Genomic DNA, 25,588 nt, shown 5'->3' with positions numbered 1-25,588 from the left:
TAAGGCGCACTGCTTGCAAAAAATTAAAGTTAGCAACCAATGCGCAGAAAAACCAAGAAGCAAGGTAACATTTTGCCCTGCTAAGACACATATATTAAACGTTGTCTGTAATTCAAAAAATGGAAACTAAATTATTAAATAAAATAATATCTAAACTTGAGAAGAAGGAAGTTTCCTTTGACAATGGGCTTTCTGAAAAAGAAGTTTCTGGAATTGAAAAGATTTTTAATATAAGCTTCCCTGAAGATTTAAAATTGTTCCTAAAATCGAAATTACCTGTTTCAAATGGTTTTGTTCATTGGAGATATGGACTTAACTCTGAAGAAGGAAGGAAAGAAATAAATGAACGTTTAAATTGGCCTCTTGAAGGGCTTCTTCACAGTATTAAAGGTGGTTATTTTTGGTTTGATAAATGGGAAACTAAACCAAGTGATTTTCAAAGTCAAAAAAACATTGTGCAACAGGCGTTTAAATCATACCCAAAACTAATACCAATATACTCTCATCGCTATATACCTTCCATACCAAAGGAGGTTGGAAATCCTGTTTTTTCTATTCATCAAGCGGATATTATTTATTATGGTAATGATTTAGCAGATTACTTCTCAAACGAATTCAAGTTTGAAGTTCCTGAAAAGTTCGGAAAAGTTTTATCTCCTAAAAAAATTAATTTTTGGAGTGATATGGTTGAAGGAAATGTATAAAAAACTACAGACAACAACATATATGTGATCATAGCAGCTAAGTGATCAATCGAAAGGTTGTTGTATTTTTGGTAAGGCGCAATGCTTGCTCGAAAGTAAAAGTTAGCAACCAATGCGCAAATAAATCGAAAATTAGGGTAACAATTTGTCCTGCTACGACACATATATTAAACGTTAGGTATAATTAAAAAATGACGAAAGAGAAATCAAATACCGAAATAAAAGAACCAAAATCTGATCTAAGAAAAAGAGCTGACAAAATAAGAGATTTGCGGTGTGAAAATTTGATAGCGGTACTTGAGGAACCAACCGACATAAAAAATATTGGAACAGTTGTTAGAAATATAAATGCACTTGGAGTTGAAAAACTTTACATTATTGACAGTAAGAAACGGTTACCAACGGATTGGGAAGAAATGCGAGAACGAAAATCATTATTGAAACCATCAGTTTCTGCTATAAAATGGAGCTTTGTAAAGACTTTTGAAAGCACGGAAGAATGTTTTGAACATTTAGAGAACAAAAGGTATATATCAATAGTAACTTCCCCTCATATAAAAGGGCAAAACAATACTTTCTTACATAATGGCAATTATACTCAAAAAAGATTAGCCGTTTGGTTCGGAAATGAATCCCGTGGAATTAGTGATTTTGCTGTGAAAAAATCTAATGCTTGCGTTCAAATAGAAATGGCTGGAATTATTGAAAGTTTAAACTTGGCAACTAGTACAGGGATAGTATTATATGAAATTACTAAACAACGGAGACAGTACCAACGTGAAAATAAAAGAGGTCGGAAAATTGATCCTAAAGTAACTACGGAATGAAAACTATACCTAACAACATATATGTGATCATAGCAGCTAAGTGCTTAATCGAATGGTTTCTGTATTTTTGGTAAGGCGCAATGCTTGCAGAAAGTAAAAGTTAGCAACCAATGCGCAGAAATATCGAAAAAAAGGGTAACATTTTGCCCTACTACGACACATATATTAAACGTTGTGTAGCATAAACAAACTGAATGAGAAAAGTATATTTTATTCCCTTAATATTAATTCTAATATCAAATAACGTCTTAAGTCAATGTTATAAAAGTGCATATGATGTATTAGAGGAAAAACTATGTCTTAAAGATGGAAGTTTTGAATTTGAATTGATAGACCCACTTGATCCTAACATAATTGTAAAAGGAAAGTACATTAAGAATAATGACACTCTAATATTTAATCCTGGTATTAATCAGTCGGAATTGGTAGCCTCTAATAGTAGACTTGAAACTTATGAGCAAAATGGTAAGTTTATTAAATTGGTTGACAACAATAAGAAATCATTGAGCTTCGTAAATCTTATTATGAATGGTAATCATAAAACCACTAATAAAGACGGTTTGATACAAATTAAAACTGAGTTCCCAAAAGAACTCGCAGTCAACGTTTCTCGGATTTCGAACGAAATGTGGCCGAATCCATATCAGAAACAGTATTTTGATATTAAAACTGGCTATGAGTCTGGTAATGGGAATCTACTTATCATTGAGCTGAACTTAGAAAAGGAATTTAAAAAATCGTTTGAACACGAAACTAAATTATTAATGAAGGATGAAAAGTTATACTATGTACTTAGCGATGGTAAAGTGATGGACTTCTATTTCAACAAGCTTAACTAAAAACGCTACACAACATTATATATGAAATCAGAGCAATTTTAGGCGAGATCAAAAGGCCATTTACTTTTTGCTATGGCGCTATATTTTTATAAATTGAATAAGAAATAAAAATGCGCAGATAAATCGATTGGTTCAGGTATGTTTGCCTTGCTCCGATTCATATATTTGGCGTTGTGTATAAGTTAACCAAACTTTATGGAAAAAAACATTTTAGCGATATTATTACTTCTAATCTGTTTTACTACGAATGGACAAAATCTTCCTGAACTAGAATTACGAGAAAACAAAAGTATTGAAATACCAGAGAAAATTGAATCAAAAGAAATTGCAATCATTTTTGAACAATATGGAGGTTGGTCTGCTTATAACATTCTAACATATTACATTTTTAAAAATAATGGGGAAATTATTTCATATAGAAAACAAATACCTAAAAGTTATCTAAAAAAGAAAAAAGAACTTAAAGAAACCTTGACTGAAATAAAATTGACAGCAGAACAGATAAAGGAACTTAAAAAAAATATTAAGTCTGAATTGACAATTGATTTTCAAAATTATTCTCAAAGTAACTTTAAGAAAAGTAAAAATTCTATCGGAAAATGCATAATAACAGATGCGACAGGATACAAATTGACATTTTTACAAAATGAAAAACAGAACACATATAAATACTATGCGCCCAAATACCATTTAAACAATTGTAAAGACAAAAATATTAATATAAATGTATTGAGAAAATATCTTGAATTAATTGAAATGTGGAAACCGAAAATATAAAACCTATACACAACACGATATATGATGTCATAGCAGCTAAGTGATTAATCGATTGGTTCTTTTATTTTTTGATAAGGCGCAATGCTTGCAGAAAGGAAAAGTTAGCAACCAATGCGCAAGAAAAACCGAAAAGTAGGGTAACAATTTGCCCTGCTACGACACATATATTAAACGTTGCTAACAATGAAAAAGTATGAAAAATAGATTTAAAAAATTGTCCATATAAACAGAAAAATATTCTCTGAACTCACTCTTTTTCTTGCGGAACTTCAGAATTAAAAATTGAATTTGATAGAACAAAACGTGAATAAAACTTTGCGGAAACCCTGAACTGTTTGTAAAGTTGAAAAATAAGGAACATGTTATCTGGAATCATAATTTTACAGAACAGAACGTGAACAAGGCTTTGTTAAATTTAATAACCCGAAAAAGATGCTAACGCGAACGAAAGTAAACTCGTTGAATGAAATAAAAAACACTGTTTGCAACAAGGTGTAAAATTAATTGCTTGGCGGATTTTCCCTCGGGGGAAAATCTCGCTGACGAACTAAAGTCCGTCTTTTTTATTAATTTTACGCTTAACCTAAACAGCAACTAACATTACACGAAACGTTATCTACAAATGGAAAAATAGAATATGAGAATAATTGCACTGATGCTAGTTCTAAATATATTTGGAGTTTTAAATGCCCAGAACCAAACTACAAAGAAAGAAGTTCTATCTATATTCAAGGAAACTCTTGTTAAATCAAGAAATTTTGTACCAGAAGCAACAAATGAATGGTTCTTTGACAACACAAATAATGACTATTCAAAAAAGGATACAATTATTTTAAATAGTGCTAGAAGTTTTAAAAGAGATTATTGTAAAATAATAAATTGGAGTTTTTACTCTAACAACAAATTTGTACTAGAAAAAACTGACGAATGTAATGAACCACCAACTAAGTTAGTTTCAAAAAATAAAGACTCCATAAATATTAAAATTAAGGAACTAAATAATGCAACTTATTTAAACCTCTACAATATCAAAGGACTTTTTGAAACTTATAGAATACTAAGTTTAAAAACCAATAAGACCTCTGATCAAGATAATACTTTTGATTATACCTTAAAACTTCTTAGAATTGAATAATATCAGTAGATAACAACATATATGTGATCATAGCAGCTAATTAATGAATCAAATGGTTGTTGTATTTTTGGATGGCTCAATGCTTGCAAAATGAAAAATAGCAACCAATGCGCAGAAAATGTATGTGATTAGGTAACATTTTGCTCTACTACGACACATATATTAAATGTTATGCACAAATAAATGAAACATTGTCATTTAATAACATCCAGTACTTTTTCTTTTCAAGAATCATTTGAAAATACTTTAATTGAGGTATTTGACTTAACAAAAGTTTCTATAAAAGATTTATTTAATAATAAATTGAGAAATGACTCAAAATCTGAATTGGCTATTAGGATTAATAAATGTTTACAAAATGAAGAATTGGTTTCAACTGACTTGATTATGGAGTTAATTGCTGAGAATATCAAGGAAATTACAAACGGAATTTTAATCACAGGATATCCTCGAACAAAAGAGCAATTTAATTCCTTAGAAATATTACTATCAAAGTCTAACTTTAAAATAAGTAGATTATGGATTTTGGAATTAAAAAATATTGAAGATCTAATTTCGGCTAGGAATTATGAAGATGTTGCTGAAGAAATGAGAGTAAAATTTCGAGACACAATTAAGCAGAATAACGAAATAGCAAAATTAATTGAGAACCCAAAAATTATCTCAAAATTTGATCTTGATTATCCTGTGAATTGGGAAATGGATGAAATAAAAGAAAAAATAAAATCAGTGCATAACACGATATACATGTCATAGCAGCAAAGTGATTAATCGAAAGATTATAGCATTATTGGTAAGGCACAATGCTTGCTGAATGGAAAAGTTAGCAATCAATGCGCAGTTTTTGTCAAAAATAGGGTAACATTTTGCCCTGCTACGACACATATATTAAACGTTACCTGCAAGCTGAAAAAACTATGCTACAAGATTCAATAACTCTGAAAAACCGACATCTAAAGTTCATAAAAACTGTGTCTGAATCGGAAATAGTTTATGGCTTGAAAAGTAAAAAAGGATTTGCTACTTCAAGTTCGACACAATACGAAGAAGACAATGGAAACCCAATCGGAATGATATGCTTTTGGGCTGAAAAAGTTCGAGCCAAATCTTGCGCCAAAGACGAATGGAAAAAATATAGAGTGACCGAAATTTCATTAACTGAATTTATAGAGAACTGGTGTATCGGAATGGCAAATGACGGACTATTAATCGGAACTCAATTTGACCAAAATTTATTTGGATACGAAGTCGAACCATTGGATTTGATTTTGGAATTGACAACTGAATTAAAATCTAATGAAAAGGATTTGAACTTTAGAAAGTTTAATGGAATTGATGGTTTGGAAAAACAAATAAAAGATATAATAGAATAAGACAGTAATGAAATTCTACAAGCCTCTTTTTTCAATAATTGCAATAATTATCCAATTGATATTATCTCTAAAACATCATTCTGAACATATTGAGTGGGTTAAAGAGATGGAAAAAACTGATCCTGATTTTTTTGGTTTGATTTGCTATAATATTACCTATGACTCTTTATTTTTATTCGTTTTTATAATCGGATTTTATGAAATGCTAACTAAACCAAGCTGGTTTAAAAATCTAATCCGAATATTTTTAGTTTGCATAATTTTAGGAGCTGAATTTTCAGGGTTTATTCCAATCGATCAATTTTATTTTGGTGTTTATAATACAGCTTGGTTTTCTGCTGTTGTTGCCTTTATATTGGCTCTATGGAAAATATTGAGAAATGCTGATGAAAAATGGGCTAGAAAAAAGAAAGCCAGCAGGTAACACCGTGTATAATTAATTGCTTGGTCACTGCCGACTTACGAAAATTCCGCTGGAATTTTCTATCTGTGATTTGTTTGTTAACTTAGTTGCTTAACCACGCAACTAACCATACACAAACACGTTGTATGCAAGTTTAAGAAAGAATATAGAATCACAATAAATAAATTAGGATATTATGAAAAATAACATATTGAAAGTATTTTGTTATAGTGTCATCATTATTTTAATGAGCTGCCAAAGTTCTAATAAAAATAAAGAAAACATCGTAGAAACCAATGAGGTTAAGTTTATTGTTACAGACACATATCAAGACAAATTTTATAATGAAAAGGGAGAACCAATTTCTAAGCCTGGTGAAGACCAAGATTATTATGGTCAAGATGCACAGTTTAATGGTATTGCTCCTTCGTTTAAAGACAATAACGATGGTACAATAACAGATTTAAATACAGGATTGATTTGGCAAAAAACACCCGATTTTAAACGTCATAAATTTTACGAGGCCTTTACTTATGTTGATGAATTGGAAATTGGTGGTTACACCGATTGGAGATTACCAACCATAAAAGAATTATATTCAATTAGTAATTTTAATGGGCAACTTGTTCCTGAAGATATGACTAAGTCGCAACCTTATTTAGACACTGTTTATTTCGATTTTAAATATGACCAACGTATGTTTTTCGCCGGACAATATTGGTCTAGTTCGAAATATGTAAAAGGGCCATTACAAAATATAAAAATGGAAGGAGCTTTTGGTTTTAACTTTGCTGACGGACATATTAAATCATATGAAACAGGATTATATTTTAACGGAAAAGAAGGTGTTAGAGCACCCGGGTGTTTTGTAAGAGCAGTTCGTGGAAAAGAAAATATATACGGAGTTAATAAGTTTGTCGATAATAAAAACGGAACCATAACTGATAAAGCAACTAAATTAATGTGGCAAAAAGTTGATAATGGTAATACCTATGATTGGAAAGAAGCTCTTCTTTACGCAAAAAACAGTGAACTTGCAGGATTTACAGATTGGCGTTTACCAAACACTAAAGAATTACAATCCATTGTAGATTACAGCAAAAAAACAATACCTGCAATAGACGAAAACTTTTTTTCTTGTACCAACAATGATAGTTGGTTTTGGACAAGTACAACACAAGGAGATTTTAAATATACTGCCTGTTATGTAGCGTTTGGCAAAGCTTACAGCAAAGACAACAGCAAAGTAATAGATTATTATGATTGGCACGGAGCTGGAGCTCAACGTTCTGACCCAAAATCTGGAAACATTGAAGATTATTTAATGGAATCGGTTAATGCCGCAGATTTGATTAGAATAAAAAATTATGTTAGACTAGTTAGAGATAACAACTAAGAAAACCAGCATACAACAATGCATAAAAAACATAAGTGATTCAGTGGTTTACGAAACTTTGGTGCATTTATTCAGCTCCGCCTAATCTGCGATTTGACGGGTTTGTTTAATATTTTAAATTTGTGTCAAAACGCAAATTTGGCTCAGTGCAACTTGACAGGTATGTGCTTCGAAATCACTTACGTTTCTTATACTAACCGTTGTAAAACATTTGAATACTTGTTTTACTCATTGAAAGCTATCGCTGACTCATTATTACTATTAGAAAACAAAATAGGCTTTTAATATTGTGTAATCAAAACGAAAAAATGAAACTAATGATTACCTTAATACTATTGATTGGAATTAATTTCAATGGAAATGCACAAAATGATTCAATCAAATCGACCGAATTGGATAAATTATATATTCAAGCTTTAAATAGCAGATTTGACCTTTTACTTTCGAGTGGTTGGAAGTATATCGAGCTTAATGAAAATGGTAGGCGGATTTCTAAACTAAATGTATCTGAACAATACAAATTCTTGACTAATGAAGAATTGATTGACTTATCCATTAAAAAGAAAAAAACAATTCGAGTTTTGAGGTTGACTCACAAAATAATTGGAACTGATACTGTAGATGTGAATTTTGGAATTGTAAATGTGACTGGAAAACGAAAAATTCATTTCAACAACGGATTGAAATTCAAAAAGGTGGATTTTGCCTTGAACTGTGGCGGAGGAACAAATGGTTATGTGCCTGATATGAGATTTGTGCTTAACCGAAAGAAAAATGATTGGGAATTAATAGATGGAAAATATAAAATACCAACTGAATAAAAAACGTTTTACAACAACATATATGTGCTCATAGCTGCTAAGTGATCAATCGAATGGTTGTTGTGTTTTTGGTAAGGCGCAATGCTTGCAGAAAGGAAAAGTTAGCAACCAATGCGCAGAAATATCGAAAAGCAAGGTAACATTTTGCTCTGCTACGACACATATATAAACCGTTGTATGCAATTTGACAAAAAAACTAACAATTAATGATTGAATTTAATGGATGGGCAATAATCAGAGAGTCATTTCGAGAAGAAGATGATGATGACGAACTATTGAATTTAATTGTAACGCAAATAGAACAAAAAATATCGACTGAACTAGACTATGGAAATGAAATCTATTCACTGAAATGTTTAAATGGGACTTACCATTTGTCAATTATGGTAAATCATAACCATCGAGTAGAACATGTAATTGATTTCTTTAAGTGGATTGCGGAAATATCAAAAGGTTCTTACGGAATTTTATATGTTCAAGACGATGAGGATGTTGATAGAGGAAACGAAAACGAATTCAAAGTTTGGCGTATGAAAAAAGGCAAAGTGACAGAATTAAATGACACTTATCTTTCGCCACTAAATCCAGAAGTTGAAGAATAGTATTTATGGACAACGAAATACTTGATATTATAAATAATGATTTTAAAATCGAACAGAGGAATTCAGTGATTAAAGAATTATCTTCAATAAACCTGAATCACGTTATGGCAGAATCTGAATATAATTTAAAGAATACAAGAATGTCTATTTTGTATTTAGCAAAAGGAGAATATTCAGAAGTTGTGGAATTGACTAAAAGAGCGAAAATCGATTTTCGAGATGTTATTATGTGGGCAACAGAAGAAAAGAATTTAAAAAACAAATAAAAACTGCACACAACAAAGACTATAAGTAATTGCTAAGTTAAGTGCTAAACCACGCAACTACTCATAGCCGAGACCGTTAGCCAAAATTAAAAACGAATGATATTTAAAGGACATTTTAACCCTCTAAACGCACCTCTTGATTTCAATAAACTAACAATCTTCGAAAATAATAATGAAGAAAGATTTGTATGTAAGGAATATATTTATAATCAAGGAAAAGTTTTAAAAATTACTGACCATGTAAATGGAATTATCTCAGAATATGACCATCTAAATGATAATGAATATATTATTAAGTTTTACTTGTTCGAAGATTCTGTTTCAGATAAAGTTTTTGATTCAATAAAAGAAATAACATGTGTTGATGGAAAAGAAATAAAAGAAACGCTCATAGATATCGTAGAAAGTAAAGAAGTTAAAATTTACACAACTGAATTAGAATATTCTAACGATTACCTAATGTTTGAACGAACAATTTATCATACTGATGGAGAAGAATATAAAATAAAGCATGAATGGAATGATAAAAAAACAATTAATAATATCATTCATTTAGACGAGCCAGACAAAGTAAAATATTCATTTAACAAAAATCGTTTTCTAACTGAATGTCTTTACTTTAAATATGAAGGAAGTGTAAAAAAAACAATTTATGAATATAAAAATGATAAATTATTCAAGTTAGTTCAATTTCCACATCTTGAGTATAAAAAAACTATTTTAGGTAAAATCAAAATTATTGACGAAGCTCAGTTTATGAATGAAACTGAATATTATTATTATGACAATGGCCTACAGGAAAAAGAAATCATTAAGGATTATGAGACAAAGGAAATACAGAATATTATTTATTACGAATATGAAAAATAACTTTGGCTAACACGGTGTATAAAACATAGCTAATAAGTGCTAAACCGAAAGGTTTGTGTATATTTAGAAAGTCCGCCAAATTTTTAATTTGGCTTTTTAAAAGAGAAAAATTAAAAACAAAATATAAAAATTCGGCTCTGTGTTAATCCGAAAAGTTAGTGTCTTTTTGCACGCTACGTTCCATACACAAGACCGTTAGAGGTAATCATTAAAAATAATTCGGTATTGAAAAACAAAATAATAGCTTTAATTGTATTCTTTAATTTCATTGCTTGTTCGACTTATTTTGGTAAAGAAGATGGAAAGGGGAAATATCAAGTTAATGAAAAACATTGGACATTAAAAAACATATCTAACACAGGAATAAAAAGAGTTTTAGATACTAAATATTGGTATATTCCTGAATACTCTTTTACAAATCAAAGTTTCTTTTTTAATTATAACAATGAAAAAAAATCATACAATGGAAGAAATATATGGTTTTTTGACAGTGGTCACGTTTTATTTTTCAGTAATTATAGCTTGGATAATAACAAAATTGAGTTTTTAAAAAATGGACAAAGCGATATAGATTTTGGGAGTCAAGGTTTTTATACAGTTGGCTCTAAAGAATTCGAAATTGAATATTTTCAAAGGTCAAATGTATCTATCGCTGGAAGCATGGATAGATATTATTATCAAGCATCAATAGAAGGGAATAAGCTATACTTGACTAGAAAATCCCCTTTTAAAAAAAATGTTTATCATCATTATGTATACACAAGGGAGGCTATTCCAGAAGGATTACTTGATATAAAAGCAAATTGGTAAAAAACCTCTAACATCATATATGAAATCAGAGCAAAGTTTAGTGCCAGATCGAAAGGTCATTTCCTTTTGCAGTGGCGCTAGATTTTTATAAATTAAACAAGAAATAAAAATGCGCAGATAAATCGATTGGTTCAGGCATGCTTGCCTTGCTCCGATTCTTATATTTAGCGTTAGCGGCAATATGAAAAAGGTAATTCAATATATTAGTTTATTCTTAGTTTTGGTAAGCTGTTTTCCTAAACAAAAAGATGCTGTTACCGAAATTGAATTACTTAATGATATATTCGTTGAGCTAATAGGAACGGAGTATTATTATGAGAAACTTCCAATTCCTCCAATCCCTCTACAATATGCTAAAAACTGGCAAGACTCGATAAGTCACAAAATTCAAAAGGATAAATTTGACGAAGCTTTTAATAACCCAAAATTGGAAACAAAAGAATTGGTATTAGGTCTCGACCCTTTTCATCTTAATTCAAAAAAGGAATTTAGAAGTTGGAATATTAAAAAATCATCATTCCCAAGAATGTACTATTCAGATACTCTACACTCATTGGATTTTGACCAACTCTTCACTCAATTGGTGGACAGTACAACATTTAAGAAAGGTAAATTGGAACTGAATAAAATATCCCAAACAGGAAAATATATCATCAAGGATTTAAGAAAACTGGAAAAACAAAATAAAAAGTATTGGAATAATACAGATTATAGGTTCATTGGGGCAATAAGATTCTCTGATTTTAAAATAAACCCAAAAAACGATAGGGCGGTTTTCTACTTTAATTTTACTTGTGGAAGTTTATGCGGATCAGGCGAAATAATATTCTGTCTCAAAGAGAATGGAAAATGGAAAATTGTGGATAGGAATACGCTTTGGGTTTCATAAAAACAACCGCTAACAACATATATGTGTTCATAGCAAATAAGTGACCAATCGAATGGTTATTGTATTTTTGGTAAGGCGCAATGCTTGCAGAATGGAAAAGTTAGCAACCAATACGCAGAAAAATCGAAAATCAGGGTAACATTTTGCTCTGCTACGACACATATATATAACGTTACCAGCAAGCAAACTCAATATAAAGCTTAATAAACCAAATGAAAAAACTAATTTTCTTAATATTATTGAATGTTTTGTTATACCAAAGCTATGGTCAAACAAATAATTCTATTCCGAAAATACTAACTAAAGAGTTAGAACAAATTTATTCACAAGGTCATATTAATGGATTCTCTGTAGCTATTGTAAATCAAGATGGCATTCTATATGAAAAAGGGTTTGGGTACTCTGATATTAAAGCAAATAAGAAATACACTAATAATACAATTCAAAATATTGCTTCTATTTCCAAAACTTTTATTGGGATTGCATTACTTAAAGCTCAGGAACTTGGAAAACTTAACATAGACGACTCTATAAACAAACACTTGCCGTTCAATGTAAGCAATCCATATTTCCCAAATGAACAAATTACAATACGACAATTAGCAACGCACACATCTAGCATTAAAGACCCTTCTAGATATGAGAAGAACGGATATATTTTAAAAGAAAAAGAGAACAAGGAAACTAAAGTAAATAACAATTTTCGCTCACCAGATGAAAAAATAGTTCTTGATGAATTTTTAAAAAATATTTTAAGTGAAGAGGGAAAATGGTACAAAAAAAATAATTTTTTAAAGACAAAACCCGGAGCAGTATTCGAATATTCAAATATTGCCGCAGGATTAACCGCCTTAATAATAGAAAAAGCGACAAATCAATCATTCGACAAATTCACGAATGAACATATTCTTGAACCTATAGAAATGTCTGTCACAGGGTGGTCTTTTAATGAAGTAGATTTTTCAAAACATTCTAAACTATATCTAAACAATGAAACTGAATTAGCTTTTTATCAATTAGTTAATTATCCAGATGGCGGTTTAATTACTTCATCAAGTGACTTGGGAAAATATTTAACTGAACTAATTGCAGGTTATAGTGGAAATGGGAAAATCTTAAATAACAAAAGCTACAAAGAGTTATTTAAACCTCAATTGACTGATATAAATTATACAGAAAGAAATGAAAATGTTTACAATGATGAATACAATATGGGTATTTTTATGGGAATATCTGCTCACGGACAAATAGGTCATACTGGTGGTGACCCAGGTGTTGCAACACACATGTTCTTCAATTCTGAAACCAAAATCGGAAAACTACTTATTGTAAATACCGACCTTAAAAAAGAAGGAATAAAAGAATTTATCGACATATGGAAAAAATTAGAAGAATATGAAACTAAATTATAAGCCAGCTGGTAACAATAGCTATAATTAATACGGGGTATGGTGTTTAACTCAAAGTTTAGCGCTTTTAAACTAAGTCCGCCAAATCTTTTTGATTTGGCTTTAGAACAAAAATATAAAACAAAATAAAAAGTTTTGGCTAAGTGCTTAATCGAAAGTTAACTCCTTTTAATTCCCGTACTAACCATAGCCGAGACGTTGTACATAATTAAATCAAAGGAATACTCAAATTCAGTGTTTATTATAACAAAAATATGAGAACTCAAATTGCTTATTATAATGTAAACAGGTTTACATTATATGTTATATATAATTCCATTTTTCTCATAATATTTATCTACATTTTAATAATCAATAACAAAAAAATTGAGCTTCTAGGAATTATTATGTTGGTAGTATTTATAATAGGAACCTTATTTGATGTTATGTGGTTACTATTTGGTAAAATTCAACTAAGTATTGATAAAGAACAATTTGTAATTCAAAAGAAATTGTTTGACATAAAACTCTTTAACAAAAAAATACCCAGACCATTCGATGTCGAGTTAGTTTATGATCTTAAGTCTGATTACTATCTGGCACGTAATCCATTTAATTGGTTTACTTTTTATCATAAAACAGGACTTAGGTTTATGAAAAAAAATGGTGTTTTAATATATGAAATAGGACTTAATGATAATATAGATGCAAAATTAATATTTGATAAAATAAAATAAAAATGTACAACATTATATATAAAATCAGAGCAAAGTTTAGTACCAAATCGAAAGGTAATTTCCTTTTTGCAGTGGCGCTAGATTTTTATAAGTTTAATAAGAAATAAAAATGCGCAGATAGATCAATCGGTTTAGGCTTTTTTGCCTTGCTCCGATTCATATATTTAGCGTTGTAGCCAATTAAAACAAATGCTAGGAATCTCAACATATAAACCAAAATTTCATACTACTGCCGAAAGTTTTAAGAAGGAGTTTAGCAAAACTCTATCTAAACTTATTGGAATAGGAATTGAGCGATTTTGGATGATGTGGAATACAAAAGAAGATGAATGGCTAACCGATGGACCCATCATTCTAGAAATTGACGGAAAAAGATTTGAATTTACCGCTCATCAATTGGACGAGTTTAGTTTGACAATAAATTCATTTGAATTGACTGAAAAATTAGACTGGTATGGTATGGGAAATGAAATGCCACTCATTTGGAAAGAAAACGGAAAACCTGAACTCATTCGAAATTTAAACAAACCAATTGTTGACATCAATATTTTAACTTTTAACTTTGTAAGTGAATCCCTAGAAAGTGGAAAAAAACACGAAACTGGAGATATGCTCACCGGAATTGAATTCGTGCTTGAAAAGGAGAATGCATCTGACAAGAAAAACTTCTTTACTATTTTTAATAATCTAGATCAAAATGGAATGGATAACATAGAAATACAGCAAGAAGATCAGATAAAACGAATAAAAATATAACTGGCTATAACAACATATATGTGATCATAGCAGCTAAGTGATGAATCGAATGGTTGTTGTATTTTTGGTAAGGCGCAATGCTTGCAAAACGAAAAAAATAGCAACCAATGCGCAGAAATCGTCGAAAGTTAGGTAACATTTGCCACAGCTACGACACATATATTAAACGTTGCCAGTAATCCCGAAAAACCGAATAATGAATAAAATTAAGGACATAAATTTTGGAGATTTTCTATCGTTTAAAGCTTCTGACGGATTTTATCGAGTATTATTTTGTTCTAGTGTTCAAAAGTCAAGAAGTCCTTACTATTTCAACTTTTCTGCTACAACAATTAGGACAAAAGAGAAACCTACAATAGCAGATATAAGAAATTCAAAGTATTACGGAAAAGGGAATCGAAATGGACATAGGTTTGAGGAAAATGAATTGGAAAAAATATGGAAGTTCCACCCAGAAATTAAACCTAATTATTTAGGAACTTATGAACTGCTGATAACAAGAAAAGATTTTATGTCTTTTAGAGAAAAATTCGAACTGATTTCAAATCTACCCATACTAGAAAACTTAAACCAAAATGGAAGTGGTGGAATGAATGCAAGTGATTTGAATGTCTTGGATGACCTTTTTGTCAACCGAATTGAAATATTTATGAAAGAACAGAATCAGAAAAAGTACCTTACTGAAGCAATTCTTAAAATGGAATATAAAATAAAAGCACGTACTGGCAACAATGGCTATAATTCATTGTGGCAAAGAGCTAAAACAATGTTTAATTTATAAATTGAAAGTCTGGATTTCGGCGGAATAATCCTGCGGATGATTCCACAACGAAATCATAGCCGAGACCGTTACCAGCAAGCAGAAAAAATGGATTATACTCAAAAAACAATATTAATTTCTTTTATACTTATTTTCCTTTCTGTAAAAATGTTCCCATGCACTTGTGGATTATCTAGATTATCTGACAAGCAAAAATGGGAAATGGAAAATTCGGAATGTATATTCATTGGAGAAGTACTCGAAATTGATAGTGCAAATCATACATATAAAGTAAAAGTTGTTGAATCTCTTGACGGAGGAGATGAAGTAGAGAATATATACTTAGGAAAAAATTGGACATCCTGTACTCCATATATTGGAAAAAAAGGAAAATGGATCATTTATGGATATATGGAAGAAGGATTTTTGAGGTTAAATCTTTGTGGAATAAGTAGAAGTTTTAATTATCCAGTGGTAAATCCTGCTCCACCTCCTTTCCCTCAACTTAACGAAAAACCTAAAAGCAAAATAGAGCGTAAGAACCAATCTAAAAAACGAAGATCGAAAGATATTGAAAAAGGATTGACTGAATTAAATGCAGAAATAGATGTTTTACGCAAAGTAAGAGATAAAAAAAAGTAGCCAGTTGGTAACAATATATATGTGATCATAGCAGCTAAGTGATGAATCGAAAGGTTCTTGTATATTTATGAAGGCGCAATGCCTGCAAAAAGGAAAAGTTAGCAACCAATGCGCAAGAAAAACCGAAAAGCAAGGTAACATTTTGCTCTGCTACGACACATATATTAAACGTTGGCAACAATTAAAAAAACATTACAAATGAAAAAAATATTACCAATTATTCTCACAATTTTCATTTTTTCTAAATCATATTCACAATGTGGACAATATATTGAAAATAAGATAAGTGCTCTTTCAGACGTTAGGTTCTGGGATGAAAATAATGGCTTTGTAATAGGAGGTTCTTCATTACTGACAACCAATAATGGAGGAATTTCTTGGGAAACATATGAACTACCACATTACCAAGCTTTTTATTATAACCCATTAAATGATATCGAGTTAATTGATTCTAACAAAGCATTTGTTTTTGGTGCAGATGGAATTATTCTTTTCACTGAAAACAATGGAATAGATTGGGAAAGAAGAATAGGAATTACAGGTCTAGAAAATTTTACAGGAGTTGATTTCATTGACAGTGACATAGGTTATTTAGTCGGAATAGATGATTATTTAGTTAATGATACAGCTTTTTTATACAAAACAACTGATGGTGGAAATTCTTGGTTAGAAGTGACATCAAACATTTCCTCAATTGATTTTGGTGATTTTAGTCCTAAAGATATTTTATTTCTAGATGAAAACATTGGTTATGTTTGGGGAAGTAATAAATTTTATAAAACTACTGATGGTGGTGAGACATGGGAAGAAGAAAATAATCCATCAAACTCATATATACAAAAATTACAATTCATTGATTCTCAAACTGGGTATTTAAGTGGAGGAAATTCCATTTATAAAACTGTCGATGGTGGGAATTCTTGGACACAAACAAATTATTATGTCGAATGGACTACTGGAGCATTTACAATAAAAAATGATTTCTTATATTATTCAAGTTATGTAGTTAATGGAATTAAAAAAGTTAATATAAATAATGATAGTGAAGAAAGTGCAAATATCAACCAAGATGGTTTTTTAACTGACATATTTTTCACGAATGATAATGTTGGATTTGCTGTTGGTAAAAAAGAACAAGGGTCGCCAAACATGGGGAGATTCATTTTTAAAACAATAGATGGTGGAGTAAATTGGACTCAACTAGATAGTGGTTCGCCTAGAGAAGGAAATTCTAATAGTGCTAGATATTTTAAAAAAATTAATGAAAATGAGTATCTATATTCAGTTGTAAGTGGTGGCAACTATACTCATTCTTCAATCTTAATCTCTGAAGATAAAGGTTCTAGCTGGAAAAAAGTCTATGAGACAGATGACGTCGTCGGCTTTACTTTGTATGCAGAAGGTGATTATATTAGTCATTGGAGATATTCCAATCCAAATAATTATGGTGAAGGATATATTATATCTGAATCTTTTGACAAAGGAGCAACATGGGTAGATGGTCCAATTTTAAATATTACTGATTTGCCAGCTGACACAAACTATTCAGTAAGTAAACTTACCCAAGTATCAGTAAACGATTTATATGTTTTTGGGTTTGGAAACATACATCATTCAACTGATAAAGGCTTAACTTGGAGTTTAATTCCAACACCTAGTGATGTGACAACTAGACAATATCAGTTCATAGATGAAGATAACTTTATGTTATATGGTAGTTCTACAAATTCAGAACCTATAGTTTATAAAACAAACGACGGAGGAACAACTTGGGACTTTGTTGCACAGATTTCAGGCTATTCTCACAATCTTCAATATGATAGATTTGACTATAGTAACCCAAATAAAATATATTTCTACCCTAGATATCCAGGAGGTAAAATTTTCATATATGATATTCCCAACCAAAACCTTATTGAAAGTAATATTTCATATTATATCAATAAAATAAAAGCAATTGATGATGATTCATTTATGATACTTGATAATAGTGGAAATCTATATATTTCTCATGACGATGGATTAACATGGTCTCAGCGATTTTGGGCTGATTATAATAGCTCTTATCCAAATATTTACGTAGAAAATGAAGATAATATTTTCTTATGGGACTATAATTTTATTCAAAATCTAAAAACATATATACCTTCTGAACTTGAACTCATATTTGGTAATGATAATACTTTAATTAATACAGAAGAAGAATATATAATACCTGTTGATTTATTTTCAACAACTGAATGGTTACTAGATAGTGGAGGAACGTTAATAGTAGATAATAATTCGAGCTATTATAAAGTTAAAGTTTTATGGGAAACAGAGGGGTTACATACATTGAAAGCAAAAAAAATAAATGACTGTGGAGAATCTACATATACGGAAATTAATGTTGTTGTAAACACGGAATTAAGTATTGAGGATTTCTATGAGCAACAAATTGCAGTTTACCCAAATCCGTTTGATGAAAATATTAATATCTCTGTACCTGAAAGATTTGAAAACAAAAAATTATTAATATCAATAACAAATATTTTAGGTCAAACAGTATATTCAAAACAACAACATTATTCATCTCAAATAATCGAATTGAATAATATTCCTAATTCCATAAATTCAGGTATTTATTTTATAAAAGTTGAATCAGATAATTCTTCTATGACAAAAAAAATAATTAGGAAATAAAATAACTGTTGCCAACACTGTGTATAATTGATTGCTTTGGCAAGTGCATATTTTGAAAATTCCTTCGGAATTTTCTCGGGTTCGTAAAAGTTTGTTAATTTAGTTGCTCAACCACGCAACTAACCATACACAAACACGTTATAGCCAATTAAACAATAGAATATTATGAATAGAATAATACTACTTATTTCAATATCTTTCTTTATTAATGCCAGTTCAGCGCAGACTCTGAAAACACCTTCTTTTGAAGATGTCATTTCATTAAGATCTGTTTCTAATGCTGTGACCTCTCCTGATGGGAAACATATTGTATTTATAACTCAATCTGTAGATTGGAAGGAGAATAGATATGACAGGGAATTATGGCTTTCAAAAAATGGAGAAACTCCGTTTCAAATTACAAATAACCTTAAAAATAGTAGCAGTAACCCTAAATGGTCGCCAGATAGTAAATGGATAGCTTTTTTGTCGAATAGAGGTAAAAAAACTCAAATACATGCTATTCGCGTGGCTGGAGGAGAATCTTTTCAAGTCACTAAAAATGAAAATAATATCTCTAATTTTGAATGGTCTCCAAATGGTCGAAAAATTTCCTTTCTACAATCTGAAGATAAGTCTAAAGAAGTAAAAAAACGAAAAGAAAAATATGGAGGCTTTGCTGTTGAAGATGCTGAATATAATTTAAATCAACTTTGGGTTATTGATTTTAATCCAAAGCAGTTGCACTACATGCCATTACCAAATCAGATTAAAGATTCTTTATATACAGAAAAGCTTGAACCAAAATTATTAATTAATGATAAAACATTTTCTATAAACAAATTTAAATGGTCTCCTGATGGAAAAAAAATCGCTTTTGAGCACCAACCAGACCCTCTTAGAAATACGTTTTTTAAATCCGATATTTCAATCTATGATATAGCGTCTAAAACTCATAAAAAACTGATTAATAATAAGAGTTATGATGGATTAGTAAATTGGTCACCAGATGGGAAGTCAGTTCTTTATCAAACCAGTTTAAACGATAGTACTTCTAATTATTATTTAAACGGAAAATTATTTAGAATTAATGCAGATGGATCGGATAATAAACAATTAGCACAAAATTTTGATGAAAATTTATCTAGTATACAATGGAACGAAAATGGAATATTCGCTATCAGCTGGCAAAAGACGGACAGATCTCTTATAAAAATAGATCCTAAAAATGGTAATTATACAGCTCTATCATTAGGTTTAAAAAGAATCTGGAATTACACTTTTTCAAGAGATGGGAAGCATCTAGCATATACAGGTGTTAATGATAATAATTTAACAGAAGTCTATTTTTCAGAATACCTATCAAAAAACACTCAACAAATAACAAACTTTTCAAATCAAATTGATCAGTGGTCTGTTGCGCAGAGTGAGGTTATATCTTGGAAGAGTGAAGATGGACAATTAATTGAGGGAGTATTACATAAACCAATGGATTACGATCCAAATAAAAAATATCCATTATTAGTTATTATTCACGGTGGTCCAACAGGTATATCAACACCAAGCCCAACACCTTCTTATGTATATCCAATGATTCAATGGCTTAACAAAGGTGCTTTAATTTTAAGACCAAACTATCGAGGATCTGCAGGATATGGTGAAATATTTAGATCGTTAAACGTTAAGAATTTAGGTGTTGGAGATTCTTGGGATGTGTTATCAGGTGTTAAGCATCTAGAGAGTGAAGGTATTATTGATGGCGATAAAGTTGGTTCGATGGGTTGGAGTCAAGGAGGTTACATTTCAGCCTTTTTAACAACAAACTCAAAAAAATTTAAGGCTATTTCTGTAGGCGCTGGAATTTCTAATTGGATGACTTATTATGTCAATACAGATATTCACCCCTTTACTCGGCAATATCTAAAAGGAACTCCTTGGTCCGATAAAGAAGTATATGAAAAGACTTCTCCTATGACAAGAATAAATAATGCTTCTACCCCAACGCTGATTCAACATGGTGAATTTGATAGAAGAGTTCCAACTGCAAATGCATATGAATTATTTCAAGGACTCCAAGATGTCGGTGTTGAAACAAAATTAATTATATATAAGGGTTTTGGGCATGGTATAAATAAACCAAAAGAACGATTGGCAGCTACTTGGCACAACTGGCAATGGTTCGCTAAGTATATATGGGATGAGGAGATTGAATTACCTAAAAAATAAAAAAGGCTATAACACTGTATATGAAATCATAGCTCCCATTCGGTCGCTACGCTTCATATACTTACCGTTATAAGCAATTTCTCAAAAAATACGGGTAACAATTTGAAAAAATAAGACACTAATAGGAAAAAGAGAAAAATGAAAAAACGATTAGGATACTTTATCATTACGATATTATTAGTATTGAGTTGTGAAAAAGATGATATAAATATTCCTCAGGAAAATTTTGATTTTATACCATCCAATATTGAAATTCCAGAAAATGGTATTTTTAATGAATTAGTTAAGATCAAGGGCGAAAATATTGTTTTAGATTCTTTAAAATTTTATTTTGATGATATTCGTGTTTTCGAATTTTATCAACCTCAAAAAGATTCTATTTTTCTAAAAATACCTCGAAATCTAGAAAAAATAAATTCAAATTTCCTCATTTATGTTAAAACAGGGGAAAGAGATTCATTAATAACAAGTAAAAGTTTTAGCTTACGACCACCAAAAATTAATGGAGTTAATAAAAGTGCTACAACATTTGGTGAAGCCATTACAGCTTATGGTGAGGATTTTGATACTACCGAATTTACAGAGATTTATGTAAATGATGAAAAAGCTGAAATTTTATCTAGCTCCAAAGATTCTATTCAATTTATAATTCCAAACGAAATACTTACAAATAATCTTACTCTGAAGGTAAATGCGCAATTACAAGAGGATATTCTTGATAACTCTTTGAACCTAAAAGAACCAGAAATCATTCAAATATTAGATAAAGTTCATATAGGTGATAGAATCACTATCAAAGGGGAAAATTTTAATCTTACACCAGAATATTCAAAAGTAATTCTTAATAATGAACTCGAAGCCTCTATAGAAAATATATACAATAATGATTCACTAGATATTAAAATACCTCTTGGACCTTACAAAGAATTTCAGATCAATTCTGTAAAATATTCAACCGCAGGAATGGAGACTACCTATTCAAAACCAATAGAGATAATTTCTGACTATATTCTTTATGCAAAAAACAATCCTTTATATATTCGAGAAACGTTTCAACATGATGGTAATATTTTTTCATTAGGCTCAGATCAAAATTCTTCTCAAAATCTACATTTATGGAAATTTGATATAGAAAATCAAATGTGGTCAAAATACTCAGATCTAAATATACCCGATACAATTTATGCTGCCAACATTTCAAACAATGGAGAGATGTATATTTATTTCCCTTTTGAAGAAAATAATAATTTTTTAAGTATTAATCTCTTTTCAGAAGCGATAAGGTATTTACAGAACTTTCCTGGTAAATCTAGAGAGTATGCTATATTAATCCCTTTTTCAGGAAAAGTATATCTTGGCAAAGGAATAACTGGGGGAACTTATAATCCTTCTGAACTACATAAAGATTTATTTGAATATGATGAGGTATTGAATTCTTGGATTGAAGTAAATACAGATAATTCCATTGTATATTGCTATAATGATTATGAAGAAGTTAATGGACAATATTATTTTTTTACTCCGGATTTTCATAATCCAGATTTCCCTACTAATGACTGGCCAGAATCTATTGTGAGATTTGATGTTTCAAGTTTAAAATTTGTTCGGGAATATGATGGTTGTACTAGTTGTCATACAGAAGAGCTTTTTGAATATAAAAACCAACTGTTTTTAGGTGTTTCAAATACTGGTTTCATTCAACTTTACAATTACTTTAATAGAAATGAATATTTGTCAATAAATGGAGGAAGATTTTATAATCATCCAAGTAAATTTATATCAGTTCAGGATAATGTATTTTTTTATTCTAATGTTACTAATTATGTTGGCGCTAATGATGGATTATATATGATGAATCCAAAATTATTAGAAACTACTTTTTTATAATACAAAGTTTATAACACAAATGTATGAAGTCATAATAACCTCAAGGGATATTCTGACTCATACATTAAACGTTGGCAATAATTATGAACAAACTTTACTGCTTAGCGATTTCAATTTTTATACTTAGCTGTAATAATGATAAGTGTCTTGAAAAATACGCTACGGACACTTCTTGTTTTGATAGCTTGATAGAAAGGGATTTGACTTCTTTCCAAAAGGAAATTTATTTTTCAGAAAGGATTAATTGTTTTGAATGGGACAGTTTGGAAGTTGGATAAAGAGGTTCGTACGAAAATTATCCCTGTTTAAATTTCCATCAAATATGTGAAAAAGGATGTGGAACATATTTGGGCAAGGACTTAGAGAGCCATATGGATTGGTTGGACAGAGATAGATATTGGACTTTTATATATTTTTATAAAAATGGAACTTTATTGAATGACGTATTGGCTGTTCCTCTATCCAATTACTTATTTGATAAATTGAAAGAGAATAATGAATCAAATCTATTTCGGAAAATAAAATAACTGAAATAAATAACTATTGCCAACAACGGCTATAGCAAATAGGACAATAAGTGCTTAATCCAAAGACCTATGTATATCTGAAAGGTCGCCAAATCTTTTAATTTGGCTTTTAGAAAAACAAGATAAAACAAAATGCAAAAGATTTGGCTTAGTGCAAGACCGAAAGTAAGTGCTTATCACCTGCCCAACTTGCCATATGTTAAACGTTAGGCTTTATTAACTAAACTAAATGAACATACCAAAATATTTATTTCATTATTACGAACTTGAAAACGGACCATTCCGTAACATTACCGAGTATGGTCATGAAAAAGCTGAAAATATTCAAGATAAAATTACGGAAGGATGGAATAGTAAAAGACCTGAAAACTATCTTGATTTGAGATTCTCTTTAGAAAAAAAAATTAAAGATGGTTTTATTTTAAAGGGAGGAAGACCCAACAGGAAGGATCCTTTTTACTTTACTTTAGGAAAATGTGAGTTTGCAAAATCTTGGTATGTAAATCCAGGGGTCATTAAAATTCCACTAATTGATTTTAAACCTGAGCATATAAGTTTTACGTATCCTGACAGTATGATTTCTTATCAGTTTCATGATGAATCTAAACTTAAAACTTATCGAAAGAATTGTAACGGTCAAATTTTCTTGTTGGATGAAATAAATGATCTTATTGGAGAGTATGGACTTCCTAATGAAGAAAAATCTCAAACTGAGGAGAGGTTTAAATATGATAAATATATAGAAGCTCAAGTTTGGGATGATCAAATAATAAAAAAATATAAAACAAAAGCCTAATACTATATATGATGCCATAGCAGCTAAGTGATCAATCGAATGGTTGTTGTATTTTTGGTAAGGCGCAATGCTTGCAGAAAGTAAAAGTTAGCAACCAATGCGTAGAAAAATTGAAAAGCACGGTAACATTTTGCACTGCTACGACACATATATTAAACGTTGTACAACATATAAATTACTCTTGCGAAAAAATTTACAATGCTAAAAACTCTGACTTTAATTTTACTATTATTATGTCTGTTTTCTTGTAAACGAAGAAAATGTTCTTTACCGATTGTTGAAATTGAAATGATCAACAAAACGAAACACTCTTATGGAGGAAAAAACTCTTTGACGATTACGGATAAAGAAAAAATTAATAAAGTTGAGTCTCTTTAAAAAAAACTTAAAACTGATATTTCTAACAAAACTTCTGCTAAAAATAATTTTGGATTTATAGAGGTTTTATATTCAACCGCTGACTGTAAGAACGTTGAATTTTTTAATATAATGCTTACTAAAAATTCTGGAGATTTAATTCACTATAACTCAGATAATGACTATGATTACGAATACTTCAAGAATGATGAAATTGTTCAATATGTAAAAACGGAAATGATAATGTCAGAAGTTAGAAAGAATAAATAAAATACGTTCCAAAACAACATACATGTGATCATAGCAGCAAAGTGATCAATCGATTGGTTTGTGTATATTTATGAAGGCGCAATGCTTGTAGAAAGTAAAAGTTAGCAACCAATGTGAGGAAAAATCAAACAGCAAGGTAACATTTTACTCTGCAACGACACATATATTAAACATTACCCTATATTGCCAATGACAAAATTTACACCTCCTATTTCTGAACGCACTACTAATGATTTAATAAAGATTATTTATTTAAGTGAAGATAGTTGGAAAAAAGAAGCTATTACTCAAGCTAAACAAGAGCTTCTAAAACGTAGGGTTTCGCAACAAAAACAAGAAAAAATAATTAAACAATGGGAAAGAGAAACCGATAACTGTATAATTGAATTAAAAAAGACACATAAAAAAAATACATCCGAAAGTTATTCTAAACTAAGAATGTTATACATTTTCGCAGTTGCTCCTTTTATTCTTTTAGGTAAATGGACTGTTGGAAAAGATCTTATTGAATTACGCAATGAAAACTTTAAACTAAAATATAAACAACGACTAATTTTGCTTTTAACTGGAACACTATTTTGGATTACATTTGTTTTTTATGGGTTTAAAGCATCTGAAAAGAAAAGATTAAGACTATCACCTGAAGATAAAATCGAAATATCTGACTGGAAAAAGAAACACGGATATGAATAAAAAAACATTGGGTAACACGATATATGTGATCATAGCAATTAAGTGATGAATCCAATGGTTATTGTATTTTTGGTAAGATGCAATGCTACCTACTAAGAAAAGTTAGCTACCAATACACAGAAAAACGAAAAAGCAAGGTAACAATTTGCTCTGCTACGGCATATATATTAGACACA

Annotated in this window: 26 protein-coding genes; all 26 read left to right on the top strand. The window is 30.2% G+C overall.

Annotation, left to right across the window (positions count from 1 at the left end; translation table 11 throughout):
* The first annotated feature begins 119 nt into the window (after positions 1 to 119).
* On the top strand, positions 120 to 704 hold the full coding sequence (locus D1815_RS02195) for a hypothetical protein (RefSeq protein ID WP_118385755.1): 585 nt from the start codon (positions 120 to 122) through the stop codon (positions 702 to 704).
* A 191-nt stretch (positions 705 to 895) separates the two neighbouring features.
* Positions 896 to 1,531, top strand: coding sequence for a TrmH family RNA methyltransferase (locus D1815_RS02190; protein ID WP_118385754.1), 636 nt, complete (start codon positions 896 to 898; stop codon positions 1,529 to 1,531).
* A gap of 194 nt (positions 1,532 to 1,725) precedes the next feature.
* Complete coding sequence (locus D1815_RS02185; RefSeq protein WP_118385753.1) at positions 1,726 to 2,370, top strand: hypothetical protein; 645 nt, start codon at positions 1,726 to 1,728, stop codon at positions 2,368 to 2,370.
* Positions 2,371 to 2,565: 195 nt separating this feature from the next.
* On the top strand, positions 2,566 to 3,147 hold the full coding sequence (locus tag D1815_RS02180; protein WP_118385752.1) for a hypothetical protein: 582 nt from the start codon (positions 2,566 to 2,568) through the stop codon (positions 3,145 to 3,147).
* A 637-nt stretch (positions 3,148 to 3,784) separates the two neighbouring features.
* Positions 3,785 to 4,282: a hypothetical protein gene (locus D1815_RS02175; protein ID WP_118385751.1), complete on the top strand. Its 498-nt coding sequence runs from the start codon at positions 3,785 to 3,787 to the stop codon at positions 4,280 to 4,282.
* A gap of 183 nt (positions 4,283 to 4,465) precedes the next feature.
* Positions 4,466 to 5,038 carry a nucleoside monophosphate kinase gene (locus D1815_RS02170; RefSeq protein ID WP_118385750.1) on the top strand — a complete coding sequence of 191 codons (573 nt, stop codon included), beginning with the start codon at positions 4,466 to 4,468 and terminating at the stop codon, positions 5,036 to 5,038.
* Positions 5,039 to 5,199: 161 nt separating this feature from the next.
* A complete protein-coding gene (locus tag D1815_RS02165) occupies positions 5,200 to 5,655 on the top strand; it encodes a DUF2750 domain-containing protein (protein WP_118385749.1) in 456 nt (151 codons plus the stop codon).
* A gap of 106 nt (positions 5,656 to 5,761) precedes the next feature.
* The gene (locus D1815_RS02160; protein WP_147404360.1) at positions 5,762 to 6,079 is read left to right on the top strand and encodes a hypothetical protein; all 318 of its coding nucleotides are present in this window, start codon (positions 5,762 to 5,764) and stop codon (positions 6,077 to 6,079) included.
* 175 nt (positions 6,080 to 6,254) lie between these two features.
* A complete protein-coding gene (locus D1815_RS02155) occupies positions 6,255 to 7,454 on the top strand; it encodes a DUF1566 domain-containing protein (RefSeq protein WP_118385747.1) in 1,200 nt (399 codons plus the stop codon).
* Positions 7,455 to 7,771: 317 nt separating this feature from the next.
* Positions 7,772 to 8,275: a hypothetical protein gene (locus D1815_RS02150; protein WP_118385746.1), complete on the top strand. Its 504-nt coding sequence runs from the start codon at positions 7,772 to 7,774 to the stop codon at positions 8,273 to 8,275.
* Between the two features lie 206 nt (positions 8,276 to 8,481).
* Entirely contained in the window at positions 8,482 to 8,877 is a 396-nt protein-coding gene (locus tag D1815_RS02145; protein ID WP_027391804.1) for an Imm7 family immunity protein, read from the top strand.
* Between the two features lie 5 nt (positions 8,878 to 8,882).
* On the top strand, positions 8,883 to 9,143 hold the full coding sequence (locus D1815_RS02140) for a hypothetical protein (RefSeq protein WP_027391805.1): 261 nt from the start codon (positions 8,883 to 8,885) through the stop codon (positions 9,141 to 9,143).
* A 96-nt stretch (positions 9,144 to 9,239) separates the two neighbouring features.
* Positions 9,240 to 10,013: a hypothetical protein gene (locus D1815_RS02135; protein ID WP_118385745.1), complete on the top strand. Its 774-nt coding sequence runs from the start codon at positions 9,240 to 9,242 to the stop codon at positions 10,011 to 10,013.
* Between the two features lie 225 nt (positions 10,014 to 10,238).
* Positions 10,239 to 10,823 carry a hypothetical protein gene (locus tag D1815_RS02130; RefSeq protein ID WP_118385744.1) on the top strand — a complete coding sequence of 195 codons (585 nt, stop codon included), beginning with the start codon at positions 10,239 to 10,241 and terminating at the stop codon, positions 10,821 to 10,823.
* Positions 10,824 to 11,004: 181 nt separating this feature from the next.
* Positions 11,005 to 11,712, top strand: coding sequence for a hypothetical protein (locus D1815_RS02125; protein ID WP_027391815.1), 708 nt, complete (start codon positions 11,005 to 11,007; stop codon positions 11,710 to 11,712).
* 212 nt (positions 11,713 to 11,924) lie between these two features.
* Positions 11,925 to 13,124 (top strand): serine hydrolase, encoded by a 1,200-nt coding sequence (locus D1815_RS02120; RefSeq protein ID WP_118385742.1) that lies wholly within the window; start codon positions 11,925 to 11,927, stop codon positions 13,122 to 13,124.
* Between the two features lie 251 nt (positions 13,125 to 13,375).
* Positions 13,376 to 13,837 (top strand): hypothetical protein, encoded by a 462-nt coding sequence (locus tag D1815_RS02115; RefSeq protein WP_118385741.1) that lies wholly within the window; start codon positions 13,376 to 13,378, stop codon positions 13,835 to 13,837.
* 189 nt (positions 13,838 to 14,026) lie between these two features.
* Positions 14,027 to 14,593: a hypothetical protein gene (locus D1815_RS02110; RefSeq protein WP_118385740.1), complete on the top strand. Its 567-nt coding sequence runs from the start codon at positions 14,027 to 14,029 to the stop codon at positions 14,591 to 14,593.
* A gap of 196 nt (positions 14,594 to 14,789) precedes the next feature.
* Positions 14,790 to 15,374: a hypothetical protein gene (locus D1815_RS02105; RefSeq protein WP_118385739.1), complete on the top strand. Its 585-nt coding sequence runs from the start codon at positions 14,790 to 14,792 to the stop codon at positions 15,372 to 15,374.
* 36 nt (positions 15,375 to 15,410) lie between these two features.
* Positions 15,411 to 15,995 (top strand): hypothetical protein, encoded by a 585-nt coding sequence (locus D1815_RS02100; RefSeq protein ID WP_118385738.1) that lies wholly within the window; start codon positions 15,411 to 15,413, stop codon positions 15,993 to 15,995.
* Positions 15,996 to 16,193: 198 nt separating this feature from the next.
* Entirely contained in the window at positions 16,194 to 18,677 is a 2,484-nt protein-coding gene (locus tag D1815_RS02095; RefSeq protein WP_118385737.1) for a YCF48-related protein, read from the top strand.
* Between the two features lie 165 nt (positions 18,678 to 18,842).
* Positions 18,843 to 20,882: a S9 family peptidase gene (locus D1815_RS02090; protein ID WP_118385736.1), complete on the top strand. Its 2,040-nt coding sequence runs from the start codon at positions 18,843 to 18,845 to the stop codon at positions 20,880 to 20,882.
* A 138-nt stretch (positions 20,883 to 21,020) separates the two neighbouring features.
* Complete coding sequence (locus D1815_RS02085; protein WP_118385735.1) at positions 21,021 to 22,769, top strand: IPT/TIG domain-containing protein; 1,749 nt, start codon at positions 21,021 to 21,023, stop codon at positions 22,767 to 22,769.
* Between the two features lie 756 nt (positions 22,770 to 23,525).
* Positions 23,526 to 24,092: a hypothetical protein gene (locus D1815_RS02080; protein ID WP_118385734.1), complete on the top strand. Its 567-nt coding sequence runs from the start codon at positions 23,526 to 23,528 to the stop codon at positions 24,090 to 24,092.
* 489 nt (positions 24,093 to 24,581) lie between these two features.
* The gene (locus D1815_RS23520; protein WP_158594506.1) at positions 24,582 to 24,719 is read left to right on the top strand and encodes a hypothetical protein; all 138 of its coding nucleotides are present in this window, start codon (positions 24,582 to 24,584) and stop codon (positions 24,717 to 24,719) included.
* Positions 24,720 to 24,908: 189 nt separating this feature from the next.
* Positions 24,909 to 25,412, top strand: coding sequence for a hypothetical protein (locus D1815_RS02075; RefSeq protein WP_118385733.1), 504 nt, complete (start codon positions 24,909 to 24,911; stop codon positions 25,410 to 25,412).
* Positions 25,413 to 25,588 lie beyond the last annotated feature (176 nt).

Source organism: Aquimarina sp. AD1, from assembly GCF_003443695.1.
Classification (GTDB): Bacteria; Bacteroidota; Bacteroidia; order Flavobacteriales; family Flavobacteriaceae; genus Aquimarina; species Aquimarina latercula.
Note: the sequence above shows the minus strand (reverse complement) of the source record. Positions and strands in the feature narration are given on the sequence as shown.

Excerpts from the sequence above, each read along its gene's own strand:
- D1815_RS02195 (WP_118385755.1), top strand. The coding sequence starts at position 120 with ATGGAAACTAAATTATTAAATAAAATAATATCTAAACTTGAGAAGAAG.
- D1815_RS02190 (WP_118385754.1), top strand. The coding sequence starts at position 896 with ATGACGAAAGAGAAATCAAATACCGAAATAAAAGAACCAAAATCTGAT.
- D1815_RS02185 (WP_118385753.1), top strand. The coding sequence starts at position 1,726 with ATGAGAAAAGTATATTTTATTCCCTTAATATTAATTCTAATATCAAAT.
- D1815_RS02180 (WP_118385752.1), top strand. The coding sequence starts at position 2,566 with ATGGAAAAAAACATTTTAGCGATATTATTACTTCTAATCTGTTTTACT.
- D1815_RS02175 (WP_118385751.1), top strand. The coding sequence starts at position 3,785 with ATGAGAATAATTGCACTGATGCTAGTTCTAAATATATTTGGAGTTTTA.
- D1815_RS02170 (WP_118385750.1), top strand. The coding sequence starts at position 4,466 with ATGAAACATTGTCATTTAATAACATCCAGTACTTTTTCTTTTCAAGAA.
- D1815_RS02165 (WP_118385749.1), top strand. The coding sequence starts at position 5,200 with ATGCTACAAGATTCAATAACTCTGAAAAACCGACATCTAAAGTTCATA.
- D1815_RS02160 (WP_147404360.1), top strand. The coding sequence starts at position 5,762 with ATGGAAAAAACTGATCCTGATTTTTTTGGTTTGATTTGCTATAATATT.
- D1815_RS02155 (WP_118385747.1), top strand. The coding sequence starts at position 6,255 with ATGAAAAATAACATATTGAAAGTATTTTGTTATAGTGTCATCATTATT.
- D1815_RS02150 (WP_118385746.1), top strand. The coding sequence starts at position 7,772 with ATGATTACCTTAATACTATTGATTGGAATTAATTTCAATGGAAATGCA.
- D1815_RS02145 (WP_027391804.1), top strand. The coding sequence starts at position 8,482 with ATGATTGAATTTAATGGATGGGCAATAATCAGAGAGTCATTTCGAGAA.
- D1815_RS02140 (WP_027391805.1), top strand. The coding sequence starts at position 8,883 with ATGGACAACGAAATACTTGATATTATAAATAATGATTTTAAAATCGAA.
- D1815_RS02135 (WP_118385745.1), top strand. The coding sequence starts at position 9,240 with ATGATATTTAAAGGACATTTTAACCCTCTAAACGCACCTCTTGATTTC.
- D1815_RS02125 (WP_027391815.1), top strand. The coding sequence starts at position 11,005 with ATGAAAAAGGTAATTCAATATATTAGTTTATTCTTAGTTTTGGTAAGC.
- D1815_RS02120 (WP_118385742.1), top strand. The coding sequence starts at position 11,925 with ATGAAAAAACTAATTTTCTTAATATTATTGAATGTTTTGTTATACCAA.
- D1815_RS02115 (WP_118385741.1), top strand. The coding sequence starts at position 13,376 with ATGAGAACTCAAATTGCTTATTATAATGTAAACAGGTTTACATTATAT.
- D1815_RS02110 (WP_118385740.1), top strand. The coding sequence starts at position 14,027 with ATGCTAGGAATCTCAACATATAAACCAAAATTTCATACTACTGCCGAA.
- D1815_RS02105 (WP_118385739.1), top strand. The coding sequence starts at position 14,790 with ATGAATAAAATTAAGGACATAAATTTTGGAGATTTTCTATCGTTTAAA.
- D1815_RS02100 (WP_118385738.1), top strand. The coding sequence starts at position 15,411 with ATGATTCCACAACGAAATCATAGCCGAGACCGTTACCAGCAAGCAGAA.
- D1815_RS02095 (WP_118385737.1), top strand. The coding sequence starts at position 16,194 with ATGAAAAAAATATTACCAATTATTCTCACAATTTTCATTTTTTCTAAA.
- D1815_RS02090 (WP_118385736.1), top strand. The coding sequence starts at position 18,843 with ATGAATAGAATAATACTACTTATTTCAATATCTTTCTTTATTAATGCC.
- D1815_RS02085 (WP_118385735.1), top strand. The coding sequence starts at position 21,021 with ATGAAAAAACGATTAGGATACTTTATCATTACGATATTATTAGTATTG.
- D1815_RS02080 (WP_118385734.1), top strand. The coding sequence starts at position 23,526 with ATGAACATACCAAAATATTTATTTCATTATTACGAACTTGAAAACGGA.
- D1815_RS23520 (WP_158594506.1), top strand. The coding sequence starts at position 24,582 with ATGCTTACTAAAAATTCTGGAGATTTAATTCACTATAACTCAGATAAT.
- D1815_RS02075 (WP_118385733.1), top strand. The coding sequence starts at position 24,909 with ATGACAAAATTTACACCTCCTATTTCTGAACGCACTACTAATGATTTA.